General features: G+C 51.5%; 11 protein-coding genes. 6 read left to right on the plus strand and 5 right to left on the minus strand.

Translation table 11 applies throughout. The features are described 5' to 3' along the window. Position 1 precedes the first annotated feature (1 nt). A complete protein-coding gene (locus tag FCN15_RS05790; protein WP_138494066.1) occupies positions 2-766 on the minus strand; it encodes an SDR family NAD(P)-dependent oxidoreductase in 765 nt (254 codons plus the stop codon). 229 nt (positions 767-995) lie between these two features. Here FCN15_RS05790 and FCN15_RS05795 point away from each other — a divergent pair, with 229 nt between their 5' ends. After that, complete coding sequence (locus tag FCN15_RS05795) at positions 996-1,961, plus strand: quinone oxidoreductase family protein (RefSeq protein WP_138494067.1); 966 nt, start codon at positions 996-998, stop codon at positions 1,959-1,961. 330 nt (positions 1,962-2,291) lie between these two features. Beyond that, positions 2,292-3,782 (plus strand): peptide MFS transporter, encoded by a 1,491-nt coding sequence (locus tag FCN15_RS05800; RefSeq protein ID WP_138494068.1) that lies wholly within the window; start codon positions 2,292-2,294, stop codon positions 3,780-3,782. Between the two features lie 201 nt (positions 3,783-3,983). On the opposite strand, the gene FCN15_RS05805 is transcribed toward FCN15_RS05800, so the two are convergent. The 3 genes from FCN15_RS05805 to FCN15_RS05815 form a co-directional block, all read right to left on the minus strand. Then, a complete protein-coding gene (locus FCN15_RS05805) occupies positions 3,984-6,329 on the minus strand; it encodes an ATP-dependent DNA helicase (protein WP_138494069.1) in 2,346 nt (781 codons plus the stop codon). Between the two features lie 342 nt (positions 6,330-6,671). Continuing rightward, positions 6,672-7,190: an acyl-CoA thioesterase gene (locus FCN15_RS05810; RefSeq protein ID WP_138494070.1), complete on the minus strand. Its 519-nt coding sequence runs from the start codon at positions 7,188-7,190 to the stop codon at positions 6,672-6,674. 87 nt (positions 7,191-7,277) lie between these two features. Continuing rightward, entirely contained in the window at positions 7,278-8,741 is a 1,464-nt protein-coding gene (locus tag FCN15_RS05815) for a methyl-accepting chemotaxis protein (protein ID WP_138494071.1), read from the minus strand. 256 nt (positions 8,742-8,997) lie between these two features. Here FCN15_RS05815 and FCN15_RS05820 point away from each other — a divergent pair, with 256 nt between their 5' ends. From FCN15_RS05820 to FCN15_RS05830, 3 genes are all read left to right on the plus strand, one after another. After that, complete coding sequence (locus FCN15_RS05820; RefSeq protein WP_138494072.1) at positions 8,998-10,452, plus strand: SpoVR family protein; 1,455 nt, start codon at positions 8,998-9,000, stop codon at positions 10,450-10,452. A 220-nt stretch (positions 10,453-10,672) separates the two neighbouring features. Then, the gene (locus tag FCN15_RS05825; protein WP_138494073.1) at positions 10,673-11,713 is read left to right on the plus strand and encodes a HEAT repeat domain-containing protein; all 1,041 of its coding nucleotides are present in this window, start codon (positions 10,673-10,675) and stop codon (positions 11,711-11,713) included. Between the two features lie 260 nt (positions 11,714-11,973). After that, positions 11,974-12,336 carry a nucleotidyltransferase domain-containing protein gene (locus FCN15_RS05830; RefSeq protein ID WP_138494074.1) on the plus strand — a complete coding sequence of 121 codons (363 nt, stop codon included), beginning with the start codon at positions 11,974-11,976 and terminating at the stop codon, positions 12,334-12,336. 230 nt (positions 12,337-12,566) lie between these two features. Here the strand turns inward: FCN15_RS05830 and FCN15_RS05835 are convergent, their stop codons facing one another. Beyond that, positions 12,567-14,462 (minus strand): PrkA family serine protein kinase, encoded by a 1,896-nt coding sequence (locus FCN15_RS05835; RefSeq protein WP_138494075.1) that lies wholly within the window; start codon positions 14,460-14,462, stop codon positions 12,567-12,569. Positions 14,463-14,718: 256 nt separating this feature from the next. On the opposite strand from FCN15_RS05835, the gene FCN15_RS05840 reads away from it, so the two are divergent. Next, complete coding sequence (locus FCN15_RS05840; protein ID WP_138494076.1) at positions 14,719-15,465, plus strand: DUF2161 family putative PD-(D/E)XK-type phosphodiesterase; 747 nt, start codon at positions 14,719-14,721, stop codon at positions 15,463-15,465. Positions 15,466-15,506 lie beyond the last annotated feature (41 nt).

Below are 15,506 nucleotides of genomic sequence, written 5' to 3' on the forward strand. Positions count from 1 at the left end.
TTTATTTTTCTCCTGCAATGTACTTTGCAGCTTTAGCTGAAAGGCTTCTTGGCAAAAATTTTGCAGCGATTGTCCCTGCCTTGTTCAGACTGCCTGTCACTACAACCCGCTGTCCCCTCAGTAATGCTTTATAGCCCTGTTTTGCAACTGCGGCGGAATCCATTGCCCGGCTGAACATTTTCGTATTTTCCACACTGGCGGTTTCTCCAAATTTCGTTCTGGTTGGTCCAGGACATAGAGTTGTCACCGTTACGCCCGTTCCTTTCAATTCTTCTACAAGCGCCTCAGAAAAAGAAAGGACGAATGCTTTGGTCGCATAATAGACCGCCATTAAGGGTCCTGGCTGGAAGGCCGCCGTACTGGCCACGTTCATGATTTGTCCGCTTCTGCGAAGCTTCATTTGCGGCAGAAAGTAATGAGTCAGCTCGGTCAGAGCGGTGATATTTACCTGAATCATTTCCGTTTGTTTGGTTATGCTTAATTCGTCAAACTTTCCCATAAGGCCAAAGCCTGCATTGTTAACGAGCACATCGACTGTAATCCCTTTAGCCTGAAGTTCATCGAACACTTCTTTGGCAGCTCCCGGAATGCTCAAATCCTTTCGGATTACCGTAACTTTTAATTGAGGATATTGCTGTTGGATTTCATGAAGCTTGTCTCCGTTTCGCGCAGCCAGCACGAGATTGTATTGGTCAGCAGCGAACAATTTCACAAAATCATACCCCAGTCCGCTTGTTGCTCCAGTAATCAGAACCGTTTTATTCACAATAAGCCCTCCTTTTGTTTTGTTTATATACTTAAACATTTAAACCTACAAACCTATTGTAACCGGAATTTATAATGCTATCAATTAGAGTGCCATTTGCTGGAGGGCCTAGAGTCCCATTTGCTGGAGGGCCGCTTTGCGCGGCGTGCCGGAATTCCTTTTCAATCAGTTATCTTATACAATGTATAGAACAGTGGTAAAATAACGAACAGTAATCGAGGTAAAAGAGATGAAAGCACTTGTATTTGAAGCTTTTGGCGGTCCTGAGGTATTGCAGTTTAGAGAGGTGGAAGATCCGGTTATCGGGCCCAATGAAATTTTAGTGAGAATGCAGGCCATCGGATTAAATTTCGCTGATGTTTATAGACGGAGAGGGAATTATCATCTTGCGGGTAATCCTCCTTATATTCTAGGTTATGAGGGAGCGGGAATCGTCGAGAAGGTCGGAAGCTCTGTTACTGGGGTGAAGGCTGGGGACACCGTTGGCTTTGCAGATGTGCCGTTTGCAAATGCGGAATTGGTCGCAGTTCCGTTTGAGAAAGCTATTCCGCTTCCTGCGGGAATCTCCTGTGAAACGGCCGCGTCTGTCTTGCTGCAAGGTTTAACCGCTCATTATTTAACGAGAGACAGCTATATAGTAAAGCAGGGAGATACCGTCTTGGTTCATGCAGCCGCTGGCGGAGTCGGACAACTGCTGATCCAGATTGTAAAAATGCTGGGAGCCGCAGCAATTGGGCTGGTGTCAACAGACAGCAAGCGGCAGGCTGCTGCCCAGGCGGGGGCCTCTTCTGTGCTGCTGTACTCAGACAACTGGGTTGAAAGAATCAAAGAGCTGACGGAAGGTATTGGCGTGGATGCTGTCTATGAATCTGTTGGCGCAACCTTATCCGAGAGCTTTGAGGCAGTCCGCACAGGCGGAACGGTTGTATTTTACGGGATGGCTGGCGGAGATCCGGCTTACATAGATCCTCGTATGCTTATGGATACATCTAAAACACTTACAGGCGGGGATTTATGGAATGTATTAACGTCTCGCAAGGAACGGCTGAAGCGGGCACACGAGCTATTTGAGTGGATTACAAGCGGACAGCTGTGTGTGCCGCCTGTCACAACATTTCCTCTTGCAGAAGGGGTGTCTGCTCACCAGCTGCTAGAAAGCCGGAAGAGTGTGGGAAAGATTTTGCTCATTCCTTAACTCCGGAATCCACGGATTAGCGGAGGAAGGGGTTCTTTCTCTTTAACGCAACAGCTAAAAATTAGAACTGGACAAGAAAGCGCTTCATAGTCTACATTAGAAATCCAGACATATCGTTTTCATGCTCTTTCATAATATTTTCAAAGGCGTTCAACATAATACAGCCATCCGCTGTCCAGAAACCGCTGTCGGGACCGCAGATCTTATCCTTTTTCACGATTGATGTATGAAGGATTGGTATGTTCTGTTAATTCCCTTTGAAGATGGGTATTAATAACGGAAGAGATTTTGATATATCTAATAGCAGTTATCGCAGCAGGAGGTTATTACATGGCAGAAATCACGAAACAGGAAATTGCGAACAGTGTCCCGCAGAAAGGATTTTTCGGACATCCGAAAGGATTGTTTACCCTCTTCTTTACTGAGTTCTGGGAACGGTTCTCTTATTATGGAATGAGAGCAATCCTTCTTTACTATATGTACGACACCGTCATGAACGGCGGTCTTGGTATAGATGAAACTACAGCTTTGTCTATCATGTCCATTTACGGTTCCCTGGTATACATGTCAGGGATTATCGGCGGCTGGCTGGCCGACCGCGTGCTGGGCACCTCAAGGGCAGTGTTCTTTGGCGGCGTGCTCATTATGTTTGGCCATATCGTGCTTGCTATTCCGGGCAGTGTGCCGCTGTTCTTTGCATCCATGGTGCTGATCGTGCTGGGCACAGGCCTGCTTAAGCCGAACGTCTCCAGTATTGTCGGGGAAATTTATTCTCCAACAGACGAGCGCCGCGATGCGGGCTTCAGTATTTATTACATGGGCATTAACCTTGGGGGCTTCCTCTCTCCGCTGATCGTCGGTACGCTCGGCGACTATAACTACCATCTCGGTTTCGGGGTGGCAGCTGTCGGGATGTTCTTTGGCCTTGTTGTATTTGCGCTTACCAGAAAAAATAACCTGGCCCTGGCAGGCACCATTGTCGCCAACCCGCTGGCTCCTGAAGAGAAGAAGAAAGTGTACACCCGGATCGGCGGCGGTATTATCGTTGTAGCCGCTCTCGCGGTGATCGGGATTGTGACGGGAATCTTGACCTTTGACCGGTTCATTCTGCTGGTGGGAATCCTGGGGATTGTCATTCCGGCCATTTACTTCATCATGATGTATCATAGTCCAAAAACAAACCGTGACGAACGCTCTCGGATTCTGGCTTATATCCCGCTCTTTATTGCCTCTGTAATGTTCTGGGCGATCCAAGAGCAGGGCTCAACGATTCTTGCTTCCTATGCAAAAGAACGGACACAGCTTGAGTTTGCCGGCATTACGCTTACTCCGGCCTGGTTCCAATCGCTGAACCCGCTGTTTATCATCATTTTGGCGCCGGTGTTTGCCTGGTTCTGGGTAAAGCTTGGCGACCGTCAGCCTTCTATACCGAAGAAGTTCTCACTCGGCTTGTTGTTTGCCGGATTGTCCTTCCTGGTCATCCTGCTGCCAGCATACTTCGGCGGAAGTGACAGCCTGGTGAATCCGCTGTGGCTCGTGCTCAGCTACCTGATCGTCGTGATCGGCGAGCTCTGCTTGTCACCGGTAGGCTTGTCCGCTACAACCAAGCTGGCGCCTGCGGCGTTCTCTGCACAGACGATGAGCTTGTGGTTCCTGACCAACGCTGCCGCTCAGGCGATCAACGCCCAGGTGGTCAAGCTGTATTCGCCTGAATCGGAAATGGCGTACTTCGGCATTATCGGTGTCATCTCAATTGCACTCGGCGTGATCCTGTTCGCTATCTCGCCAATCATTCAGAGAGCGATGAAAGGCATCAAGTAATTGTCTTGAAAAAGAATACGAAACACAAAAAACATGACTCTGCTGATTCAGGGTCATGTTTTTTTGTCGTGTTTCATGGCGGCGGGATGGCCGTGAGCCTGTGCTTCGCCAGAAATGGGCGGCGCGTGCTGCCCATGCTGCCAGTGCGCGCCGCCATCCGGCATCAAGCAAAAGGTCTGGCATCAGGCAAATGGTCTGGCATCAGATCGAAGCCGTCTGAACCAGCCGGTATTCCCGCCACTCTTCAGGCAGCAGGGAACGGTAGGGCTCCTGGGCAAAACGGTCATCCACCAGCACCAGTACGCCTTCGTCGGTCTCGGTACGGATGAGTCTGCCGCCTGCCTGAAGCACCTTATTCATCCCGGGGAATACATAAGCATAGTTAAACCCGTTGCGTCCGGTTTGCTGAAAATAGTCCCGCAGCATATCGTTCTCCAGTCCAATCTGCGGAAGGCCCGTGCCGACCACAATGACGCCGTTCAGCCGGTCCCCTGGCAGATCGACTCCTTCGGAGAAGACGCCTCCCAGCACAGCAAAACCAAGCCGCGTCCGCTTCGGATTCGGCTGGAAGCCGGACAGAAATGCCTCCCTCTCCTCCTCCGACATCGAGGACTGCTGCAGGATCACATCCACTCCTTTGCCTTCGTGCTGCACATAAGTATCGTACACTTCCTGCATATAGGAATATGAGGGGAAGAAGACAAGCAGATTGCTGCCCCGCCGCTCCTCGCACACCTGCTGGAGCAGTCTGGCAATCTTTCCTTTGGACTTCTCCCGGTCATTGTATCTGACGGACAGCGGAACAAGCCGCACCTCCAGCTGCTCCTTACGGAACGGCGAAGGAATGGTGAGCGTGTAATCCTCTTGATCCGCGCCGAGCATATCCCGGTAATAGCTCATCGGAGACAGCGTCGCCGAGAAATGAATAATTGAACGGTAGCCTTTGCCGGCCTGGCGGAGCAGCTCCGACGGATCAAGACAGAACAGCTTGATGCGCAGGTCGGTGCGGATAATCTCGGCATAGGTCAAGTATTGATCATTGTACAGCTTGGCCATCCGGATAAAGTTCTGGGCTGCAAAATACGTGCTGAGCAGCTCCTCCTGCGCCTCAAGGCTGACCTGGCTGCCCTGATTATAGGCTGGCCCGTCTGCCCCTCTGTTCGCTGCAAGCTCCAGTTCAGCGGTCTCCACGAATTTTTCCAGACGTGTAATCAGCTCTTCCGGAAGTTCGGCCTGGATGATGCGGCCTTCGCTGCTGCAGTTATTTTTAACCGCTACCAGAAAGGAATTGACCTCACCCGCCGCCCGCGAAACCCCTTCGTTCGCCGTCTTGTATTCGCTCTTAATGCTGAGGAACACCGATTTGAACAGCTCCGCGGAGAACATATTCCGTCCCCGGTCAACTAAATTATGCGCCTCGTCCACGAGAACGGCTGTCTGCTTCTTCTGCTCCTCGAACAGCCGCTTCAGGGATACCCGCGGGTCAAAAATATAATTATAATCGCACACAACCGCATCAGCAGCGTAAGCGATGTCTAGCGAATACTCAAACGGACACACCCGGTGTTTCCGCGCATAAGCCTCAATTACAGGCCTGGTCATCAGTGTTTCATGCTGCATAATATCGAGCACCGCTGCATTAATCCGGTCATAATACCCTTCACACAGGCTGCACTGCCCGGCATCGCACGCTTCCTCTTCCTTAAAGCAGATCTTGTCCTTGGCCGTAACGGTTACCGCGTTCAGATGAAGACCTTGAGCCTGCATCCTGGAAAAAGCCTCCTCGGCCGTTGCCCGCGTCGTCGTCCGCGCCGTCAAATAAAAGATCTTGTTAATATGGCCTGCTCCAATCGCCTTAACGGCCGGGAACAAGGTCGACATCGTCTTGCCGATTCCCGTCGGCGCCTTGGCCATAAGCCCTGCACCTTCCTGGATCGTCTTGTATACAGCCCCTGCAAGCTTCCGCTGGCCTGCCCGGTAGGCCGGAAAAGGAAACGGCAGCTCCGCAATCGAGCCGTTCCGCTCCTCTTCATGCTGCCTCAGCATCTCCGCATAAGGCGCATAAGCTGCGACAACCTCAAGCGCATAAGCCTCCAGCTCTTCAAAAGTATGGGAGACGAGCAGCTTCCGCTGCTCTCCGCTCCCGGTCCGCACGTAGGTGAGCTGAACCTGCATGGCCGGCAGCCCTTCGGCTTTGGCGTACATGTAGGCGTACATTTTTCCCTGTGCCCAGTGCACCGGAAGCCCGTCTCCCAATTCCTGAAGCGGCGCCGCCGTCGATTTAATCTCGTCGATCGTCCAGATCCCATCCAGCTGGATGAGACCGTCACAGCGTCCCTCAATTTGAAACAGCAAGTCCCCGTATGAGATGTCAGCAGTCAGGAACACTTCCTTCTGATCCGTCTCCGCGTAGGATTTCTGGACGCTCTGGTGAATCCGGGTGCCCTCCTGCATCGTGGCGTTCGTCCGGAACCCGCCCGTAATGCTGCCGCTCCGGTAGACGTACTCGACCAAAGGCCTGACAGATATAGAAATTTCGTATGGCATAACCTTCACCGCCCTGAATCTATTCGTCATTTCACTTTAACAGAAGGGAAGGGGGGATGCTAGTTGGATTAGGGGGATTTTCTGGGATTAGTAATCCAGCCTGATGCCAAAAAAAAAGACCGACTCCCGGAGGAATCGGTTAAAGATTAAGCTTAAGCTTAGGATTAAAGTTAAGATCTGCGGTTCATTGCTCCGCCGCCCCTGTCCATTGGACAATCTACTACTGCACACTATGCTCTATGGATTCGATAGGGTCTTATGTGGAGTACAGCCTGCCCTCCATTAAATCTTTCTCTGACGCTTCAATTATTCGGCGGATCGCCGGGTCAAAGTCCCGCTCCTTTACTCCCACGGATACTCCGTGGTCAGGAACGCGGCAAGCTCCCGGCTTGCCTCGCGGCGGACGCGGCGCTGCTCCGCCCGCTGCGGGGCGGTCTGGTGCAGCTTGATCTCCTCTTCCGTCTCCGGGACGATCAGAGGAACCAGCATTTTCTGCCCCTGCTCGTCAAAGGCGACAAAGGTCAGAAACGCGGTGGCAGCGATCAGCTTTACTCCTGTGGTCAAATGCTCGCGGATCACCTTCACAAAGATCTCCATCGAGCTGTGTCCCGACCAGGTGACGAACGCTTCCAGCGTGACGGAATCACCGGGCATAATCGGATGCAGAAAGTCAACGGAGTCCGTCGAAGCCGTGACTGTGCTTCCTCTGCAGAATTTGGCCGCCGCGATCGAGGCGATGTCGTCGATGTAGGCCATTAATTTTCCGCCGAATAAGGTATTGTGATTGTTAACGTCGCTGGGAAATACCCTTGCCGTCTTAAAGCTGCGGGTCTCTCTTACGAATTTATTCTTCCGCTCCATACCTTCGCTTCTTTCTGATTAGGATCCATTACCCTCATCAGTATAATCGTTTTGGGGCTTAAGTTCTAATGAACAAGCAGGCGGTCCCTATTGTTTGTCCTTCACAAGCTCGCTCAGCGCCTCGATCAATTTCTCAAGCTCGCCAAAGCCGTTCACCATATCATCCGTAATGCTGCGCTGCTCTTCCATGCTCGCCATGATCTGCTGGGCTGCCGCGCTCGACTCCTCGGTAATGCTCGAAATTTCCGTAACCTCATTTACAACCTGCGAGGAGAAGGTTTGGATGCTGGACGAGCTTGCCTCCACCTCAACTGCCTGACTGAGCACGCGGCGGGTATCCTGCCGGATATCGTTAAAAATATTCAGCGCATGCACGGCCGTCTCCTTGCCCTGCTCCAGCGCCTCGGTACCTTGTCCGAACTGGACGGTCAGCGATTCGGTTTGAGCCTGCAGCTTGGACAAAATGTCCGAGATCTGCTTGGTCGATTCATCCGAGGTTTCAGCAAGCTTGCGCACCTCACCAGATACCACTGCAAAGCCTCTGCCCTGCTCACCGGCTCTCGCCGCTTCAATGGCTGCATTTAGGGCAAGCAGATTCGTCTGCTGGGCGATCTCTGAGATAACATTCAAAATATGAGCCATCTCTTCATTTTGGCGCTTAAACTTCTCCATCTCGGCGGACGTCGATTTCATGAGGTCATAGACACGGACCATCTGCTCGGACAGCTGCCGAATGTGCTCGCTGCCTTCTTCACTGACATGGGCCGTACGTTCCGACAGCCGCTTCATTTCCTTGGAATTGACCGCTACATCCCGGATGTGCTGGTCACTTACTGACAAAGTCTCGGAGATTTCAGAAATGCTCCCTGCCTGAAACTCAACCCCCTTGGCCACCTCTGTGAAGGCTGTAGTCACCTCTGAAGTGATCGTTCCGGTAACCTGCACCTTGCCCCTGATCACGTCCGTATAGGAGGCCAGGCTTTCTGCAGCTTCCTTGATCCGGCCCAGCAGAAATTCCATACGTTTGCTCGAATCATCTATCTCGGACCGGCGCTGCTCACTTTCCTTAAACATTTTCTGATTCAGATAAGACACAGCCGCCAGGACGCCGCCGGTTACGGCCAGGATAACGATTACATCAAGATAACCGCCAGTTTCCGCCAAAGAAGCAACAGGTACACCGAAAGCTATCTGTATAATGACATATATCAGCGTGACCCCAAAGCCTGCGGAGAAATACCGGAAACTCGGGTAGAACAAAAGGATTGAAATAAATAACAGGCTGATCGAAATGTTGATGCTGTCCAGGCTGAAATAGATTGAAATCAAGCTCATCAGCCCGACTACGAGCCAGGGAATTAAGCGGATACACTTCTTCTTTGCATTGGCATAAGTCAGCCAGATGCTGAACAGCAGCGCTGCCGCGTTTGAGATCCACATTGAACTGCTCTTCAAAGCCAGAAAGCATCCGAGTACCGCTATGATCCAGAATACCCAAGTGATTAATTTGTTTCTCTTCCAAAGAATCTCGTCCAGCTTACTTAACTGCATGTGCCTTCACCCTTTGCGCCGATATGATTTGTTTCATTTTATTTGTAATCTTTATATCGGCATTTCTCGATGAAAAAGTTATTGAATCGACATTAATTTTCTTGTCTTTCTCCTCATTGTCCCTATCTCGCTTCACACATCCAATCTCATGCCTGCCGCCAGGAACCCACATATCGGAACATCTCCTGAATATACTTTAGTTACAGCAGCTTAAGCTGACAAATGACCGGTTCACAACCATGTGGAGGGATCGAATATGTATCAGGATGAGTTAGATCAGCTTGAAAGCGCGATAAGCCAAATTACCGAAATCGCCAAAGGCTTCGGCCTGGACTTCTATCCCATGCGTTATGAAATATGCCCGGCTGACATTATTTACACCTTCGGCGCTTACGGCATGCCGACCCGCTTCTCCCACTGGAGCTTTGGCAAGAGCTTCAACAAAATGAAGATGCAGTACGATCTTGGATTAAGCAAAATCTACGAGCTTGTCATCAATTCCAATCCGTGCTACGCCTTCCTGCTCGACGGCAACACTCTGATCCAAAACAAGCTCATCGTAGCTCATGTGCTGGCCCACTGCGATTTCTTTAAAAATAATGCCCGCTTCTCCGCCTCTAACCGGGATATGGTGGAGAGCATGTCGGCAACAGCCGAGCGCATCGCCCAATATGAATTGATTCACGGCTCTGAAAGTGTCGAGAAATTTATCGACGCCGTTCTGGCGATCCAGGAGCATGTGGACCCGCAGATCATTAAACCCCGCAAGCTGGATAAACGGCGTTATATCGAAGAGAAGATCAAGGAAGCCAGACGCGAGGCCAAGGGCAATTCATTTGAAGGCGAATATCATGATCTTTGGTCCCTGGACGAAAGACAGCAGTCCAAACCAGCGGATAACGGAGAGGCTGCCGGAGCGCTGCGCATCCCTTTCCCCCCGGAGCCTGAGAAGGATATCATGTGGTTTATCCAGGAATATTCCGAGGTCTTGGAGGAATGGCAACGGGACATTATGACGATGCTGCGGGACGAAATGCTGTATTTCTGGCCGCAGATGGAGACGAAGATCATGAACGAAGGCTGGGCCTCCTACTGGCATCAGCGGATTATCCGCGAGCTGGATCTGACGAGCGAAGAAACGATTGAATACGCGAAATTGAACTCGTCTGTCGTGCAGCCTTCTACGCAAAGCCTGAATCCCTATTACCTGGGCCTGAAGATCTTCGAGGATATCGAGCGCCGCTGGGATAAGCCGACCGAGGAAGAGCAGAAGCGTCTTGGCCGCAGGCCCGGCAAGGGACGCGAGAAGATTTTTGAAGTGCGTGAGCTCGACATGGACACCTCCTTCCTGCGCAATTATTTAACGAAGGATCTGGTCAAGGATCTCGATCTTTACGTATTTGAGAAGCAGGGTCCGGAATGGAAAATTACAGATAAGACGTGGGAAAAAATCCGTGACCAGCTGGTCTATTCCCGCATTAACGGCGGAAGTCCCTACATCGTCGTTGCCGACGGCGACTTCAAACGGACCGGGGAGCTGCTGCTGGAACACCGCTACGAAGGCATCGAGCTTGATCTGAAGTACCTGGAGCGCACCCTGCCTTACGTTTACAAGCTTTGGGGCCATCCGGTTCATCTGGAAACGGTCGTCGAAGGGCAGAAAGCGATGTTCAGCTATGACGGCAAGAAGCATTACCGCAAGATGCTCTGAGGTGGAATTTTTGAAGCCTCAGGTGTGGAAGCTTCCAATCTGAAAGGCTTCGATTTGGAAGCCACCGCTTCCCCCGCGCGCAGCAGATGCTGATGCCGGGGGATTCTTTTTCATGCCTTCTATTTCCCGCCTCCTATTTCCCGCCTGTCCATTAAAGGTTACCTGTCCGGTGTGATATAATAGAGTCCACTCTTGTGCTTAAGAAAGGAATCCGAAGATAATGTACACTTCCGAACAGGTTAAGGCTTACCTGACTCATACAGATCCGATTGTCAGCAACGGGGCTATTCAATATTTTGCCGAGAGCTTCAATTACACGGACGGCATCATGGAGCTTGTCCTGGACAAGCTGGGCAGCTCCGGTCAGCCGGACCAGGTTTATTTGCATCTTGCTTATCAGTTCCCGCAAACGCCGTCCACGGTTGCCAGAATGGCAGACCTGCTCACCAGCAGCGCTCTCAAAGGCACCAGCCGGCTGCATCTCCAGCAGATCCTGCTGAACAGCCCTCCGGCCCTGCTGGAGCCCGTGCTTCCCAAGCTTCAAGGCCTTCAGGATGAAACCGGGGTGAAGGCAGAAGAGCATATTAGAATCGGGCAGCTGAGTGCAGAAGAGCTCCGTGAGACGCTTCAGCAGATGATTGAAGCCAGCAGCGGGCTTGAATACGAAGACCTCGAATATGATTATTTGGATGATCTGATCAATGAAGCCGTCCGCAGGCAGGCTTTAACTCCTGAATTTGTATTAGAGAAGCTGGACCAGGCGGACCCTGGAGACACGTCAAATTATGAATCGGTCTATTACGCCCAAGCCGCTGGAAAATTGAAGCTGGAGACGGCAGTGCCCGTTCTGATCGATTATCTCTTCTCTACGAACGATCTGCTCGCCGAGCAGGCCTGTGATGCCCTGGTGCGGATCGGCACGGAGAAGGTCGTGAACCAGCTCGCCGAGCGTTATGCCAAAGAGCAGGATGATTACTTCAAGCTGTATGCCGCAGATTGTCTGGGGCGGATCAGCCATCCGGCAGCAGAGTCCGCTGTCCTTGCTCTGCTGCAGAAGGAGCGGAATCTGACCCACGCAACCAAGCTTGCCGCCGCTCTCTGCTTTATGGGGTCCAAACAGAGTATTCCGGTTGTCGCCCGGCTGATTGAAGCGGGATATGACGACGATTACCTTGATTTAAGAGAACCTCTGTATATCTGCTGCATCTTAAATGAAACCGAACTCCCTCAGCTTGCCGAGTGGAGAGAATCCTTTCTCTAAGAATCGACCAGAGCCGTCCTTAGTTCACACTGAGGGCGGCTCCTTATTTTTCCGGCAGAATCTTATGTTAAATTGAGGTAACGTTAGTGTCATCTTACATGACGCAAACAAAGGAGTTTCCAACGTAAAATCCTAATAAATGTTATTTTACACCAATAAAAATAAGTCAAATCGCCAATTTGTGTTATCTTTATTTACATTTCAAGCCGTTTCGGATATTGTAAGAACTAGGAAGTTGATGAAAACGAAGGAGTGGAAATATGGCCGGGTTAACCGAGGAACAAAAAATTCAGATTGTCCGCTGTCTTGCCCGTCATTTGCGAGCTTATTCCGTTGTCCTGTTCGGTTCAGCAGCAAGCCAGTCGCTCTGGAAGGACAGCAATGTCAATGTCGCTTATTTATCCGACTCCTCGCTTTCATCTGAGCTCCATGCTAAGGCGGTGCGCGAGCTCTCCTTGTTTCTGGACAGAGAAGTCATGATTGTCGATTTCAATCAGGCTATGCCGGCTCATAAAGTGCAGATCGTCAGCAGCGGAGTGCTGCTCTACGACCGGAAGCCGCTCACCAGGCAATATGTGTTCAAGCAGGCTCTTAGAGATTATGTCCTGCAGAATCAGGCCTAATCGGAAGATCAGAAACGGTATTCCTAACCTCTTATATACCCCTCCAATCTTAACCTTGATCCGGTGCCAGCCGGTAATCAAGGTTTATTTTTTTGTGATCAGGCCGGGAGATTAATTGGTTTCTGACGCAAAAAGAAGACCGGGGTGCCCCGGTCCTTTGCAATTCTATTTTCCAACTGCTCAACTTCAACTTAACTTATCTTATCTTACTCAACTTAACTTATCTTAACTTACCGGTTCAGCAGTGACCCGACATAACGGAGCAGCTCGTTGGCCGACACGGTGGAATAACCATGCTCATCGACCAGCCGTTTAATGACCTCGTTGATCCGTTTAAGCTGCGCTTCGTCCGGCGTCTTGGTGGAAGTCGTAATCTTGACAATATCCTTCAGATCCGCGAAGAGCTTCTTCTCAATCGCTTCTCTTAATCTGTCGTGATGATGGTACTCGAATTTTTTATTTTTGCGGGAGTAGGTGGAGATGCGGATCATAATTTCCTCGCGGAACGCTTTCTTCGCATTTTCAGAGATGCCGATCTGCTCCTCAATGGAGCGCATCAGGCGCTCATCCGGATCAAGCTCCTCATCGGTAAGGGGATCACGGATTTTGGTCCAGCTGCAGAAGGCTTCGATATTATCGAGATAATTCTCGAACAGCGTCTTGGCGGATTCCTCAAAGGAATAGACAAACGCTTTCTGCACTTCTTTCTTGGCCAGCTCATCGTATTCCTTGCGGGCGATCGAAATGAAATTCAAATACCGCTCGCGCTCTTCCTTCGTAATGGAAGCATGCTGATCCAAGCCGTCCTTGATCGCTCTTAAAATGTCCAGCGCATTGATGGAATCCAGATTCTGCTTGATGAGCGCGCTGGAAATCCGGTTGATGACATACCGCGGATCGACGCCTGACATGCCTTCATCGAGGTATTCACTTTGCAGCTCCTTCAGATCGGCTTCCTTGAAACCCTCGAGCTCCTCCCCGTCGTACAGGCGCATTTTCTTGTAAAGGTCAATGCCCTGCTTCTTGCTCTCCTTCAGGCGGGTGAGAATAGAGAAGGTGGCTGCCGCCCTGAGCGCGTGCGGAGCGATGTGGATATGCCGCATATCACTTTGGGAGATCAGCTTGGAGTAGATCTTCTCCTCCTCAGAAACCTTGAGGTTGTAAGGAATCGGCATTACGATCATGCGGGACTGAAGGGCTTCATTCTTCTTATTGGCAATAAACGTTTTGTATTCCGCTTCGTTGGTGTGGGCGATGATTAATTCATCGGCGCTGATCAGCGCAAACCGCCCGGCCTTGAAGTTGCCCTCCTGGGTAAGCGACAGCAGGTTCCACAGGAATTTCTCATCGCACTTCAGCATTTCCTGGAATTCCATCAGACCGCGGTTCGCTTTGTTCAGCTCGCCGTCGAACCGGTACGCCCGCGGATCGGATTCCGAGCCGTATTCGGTAATCGTGGAGAAGTCGATGCTGCCCGTCAGATCGGCAATATCCTGGGATTTCGGATCGGATGGGCTGAATGTCCCGATGCCGACCCGGCCGGCTTCCGAAAGAACCACCCGCTCGACGCCCACCTTCTCAATATCGCCGCCGAAATCCGCATTCAGCTTCAGACGGCATACCGGGCATAATTCGCCTTCGATGCGGATGCCAAACTCCTGTTCGAAATCCGGACGAAGCTCGTGGGGAATCAGATGCAGCGGATCTTCGTGCATCGGGCAGCCTTCTATGGCATAAACAGCCCCTGCATCCGTTTTGGAGAACTGCTCCAGGCCTCGCTTGAGCAGCGTAACCAGTGTTGATTTGCCTCCGCTTACCGGGCCCATGAGCAGCAGGATCCGCTTGCGGACATCTAGCCTTCTGGCAGCCGAATGGAAATATTCCTCTACCAGCTTCTCCAGCGGGCGGTCAAGGCCGTAAAGCTCCTGCTCGAAAAATTTGTAGGTTTTGCGGCCCCCCTCTTCCTCCACACCGTATGAGCGAATCATCTCATATACGCGGGCATGTGCAGTCATGGCAGGTCTGGGATCTTGCCGCAAGAGTTCGATATATTCCTTAAACGTGCCGCTCCATGCCAGTGAGTCATGTTCTGCCCGATAGGCCGCTATTCGTTCGAAAATATCCATGATCGGTACCTCCTGTGCTCCACTATTAGTATTCGCATCCTTCCCGCCGCCCTATAAATGAGGTCCTGCAATTCAATGATTTTGTAAAAAAGATTATTACAATAGTATGCGGCAGATAAACGGATTATTGCTGTTTTTTAACTGCACAGCGGCCTCGCAGGCGAGAAAAAATAGTTGTCACCGCGGTCAGCCGGGGCTGCGGTTCAAGCCTGTGTTAAAATAAGCAGAGAAGAATCAGGCAAAAGGAGACAAAGGCATGGCCGTTCAGCATGAAACGGAATTATATAAGCCATTAAAGCTTTATTTCGAGAAGTTAGGATATCTGGTCAAAGGCGAGGTAAGAAACTGCGATCTGGTGGGCATTCACCCCGGTCAAACCGAGCCGTTAATTGTGGAGATCAAAAAAACGTTCAATCTGGCCCTGCTGCTGCAGGGGCTTGAGCGCCAGAAGCTGACAAGCGAGGTCTATCTCGCCGTCGAACGGAACCGCGCGAAGAAAGGGGCCCACAACCAGCGCTGGAACGAGCTGGCTGCCTTATGCCGGCGGCTGGGCCTCGGGCTGATGACGGTGACCTTCTACAAAACCAAGGCCCCGTTTGTCGAAGTGCTCTGCGAGCCTTCCGGCAGCGAAGTGAACAAGCGGGCGTATAAGCTGCGCACCGGCCGGCTGATTACCGAATTCAATGAGCGTTCAGGGGACTATAATGTCGGCGGAAGCACCGGACGCAAGCTCTATACAGCCTATAGGGAAAAAGCGCTCAAGATAGCCGCTGCCGTCCAGGAAGGCGGGCAGATCTCTCCCAGCAAAGCCAAAGATCGCTCCGGCGTTTCTGCAGCCGCCGCAATCATGCAGCGCAATTATTACGGATGGTTCCGGCGCGTGGCCCGCGGGAGCTACACACTGACTTCGGAAGGAATCGCTGCGCTGGCGGAGTATGAAGCACTGCTCAAAGGCTTTGAGCAGGCTGAGGCCGCTCCGGGGCTGGAAAGCTGGGAGGAGTGAGAGCTGGCTGGATGAGAGCCGGCTGGACTGAGAACAACCGT

This window comes from Paenibacillus pinistramenti, from assembly GCF_005869875.1.
Classification (GTDB): domain Bacteria; phylum Bacillota; class Bacilli; order Paenibacillales; family Paenibacillaceae; genus Fontibacillus; species Fontibacillus pinistramenti.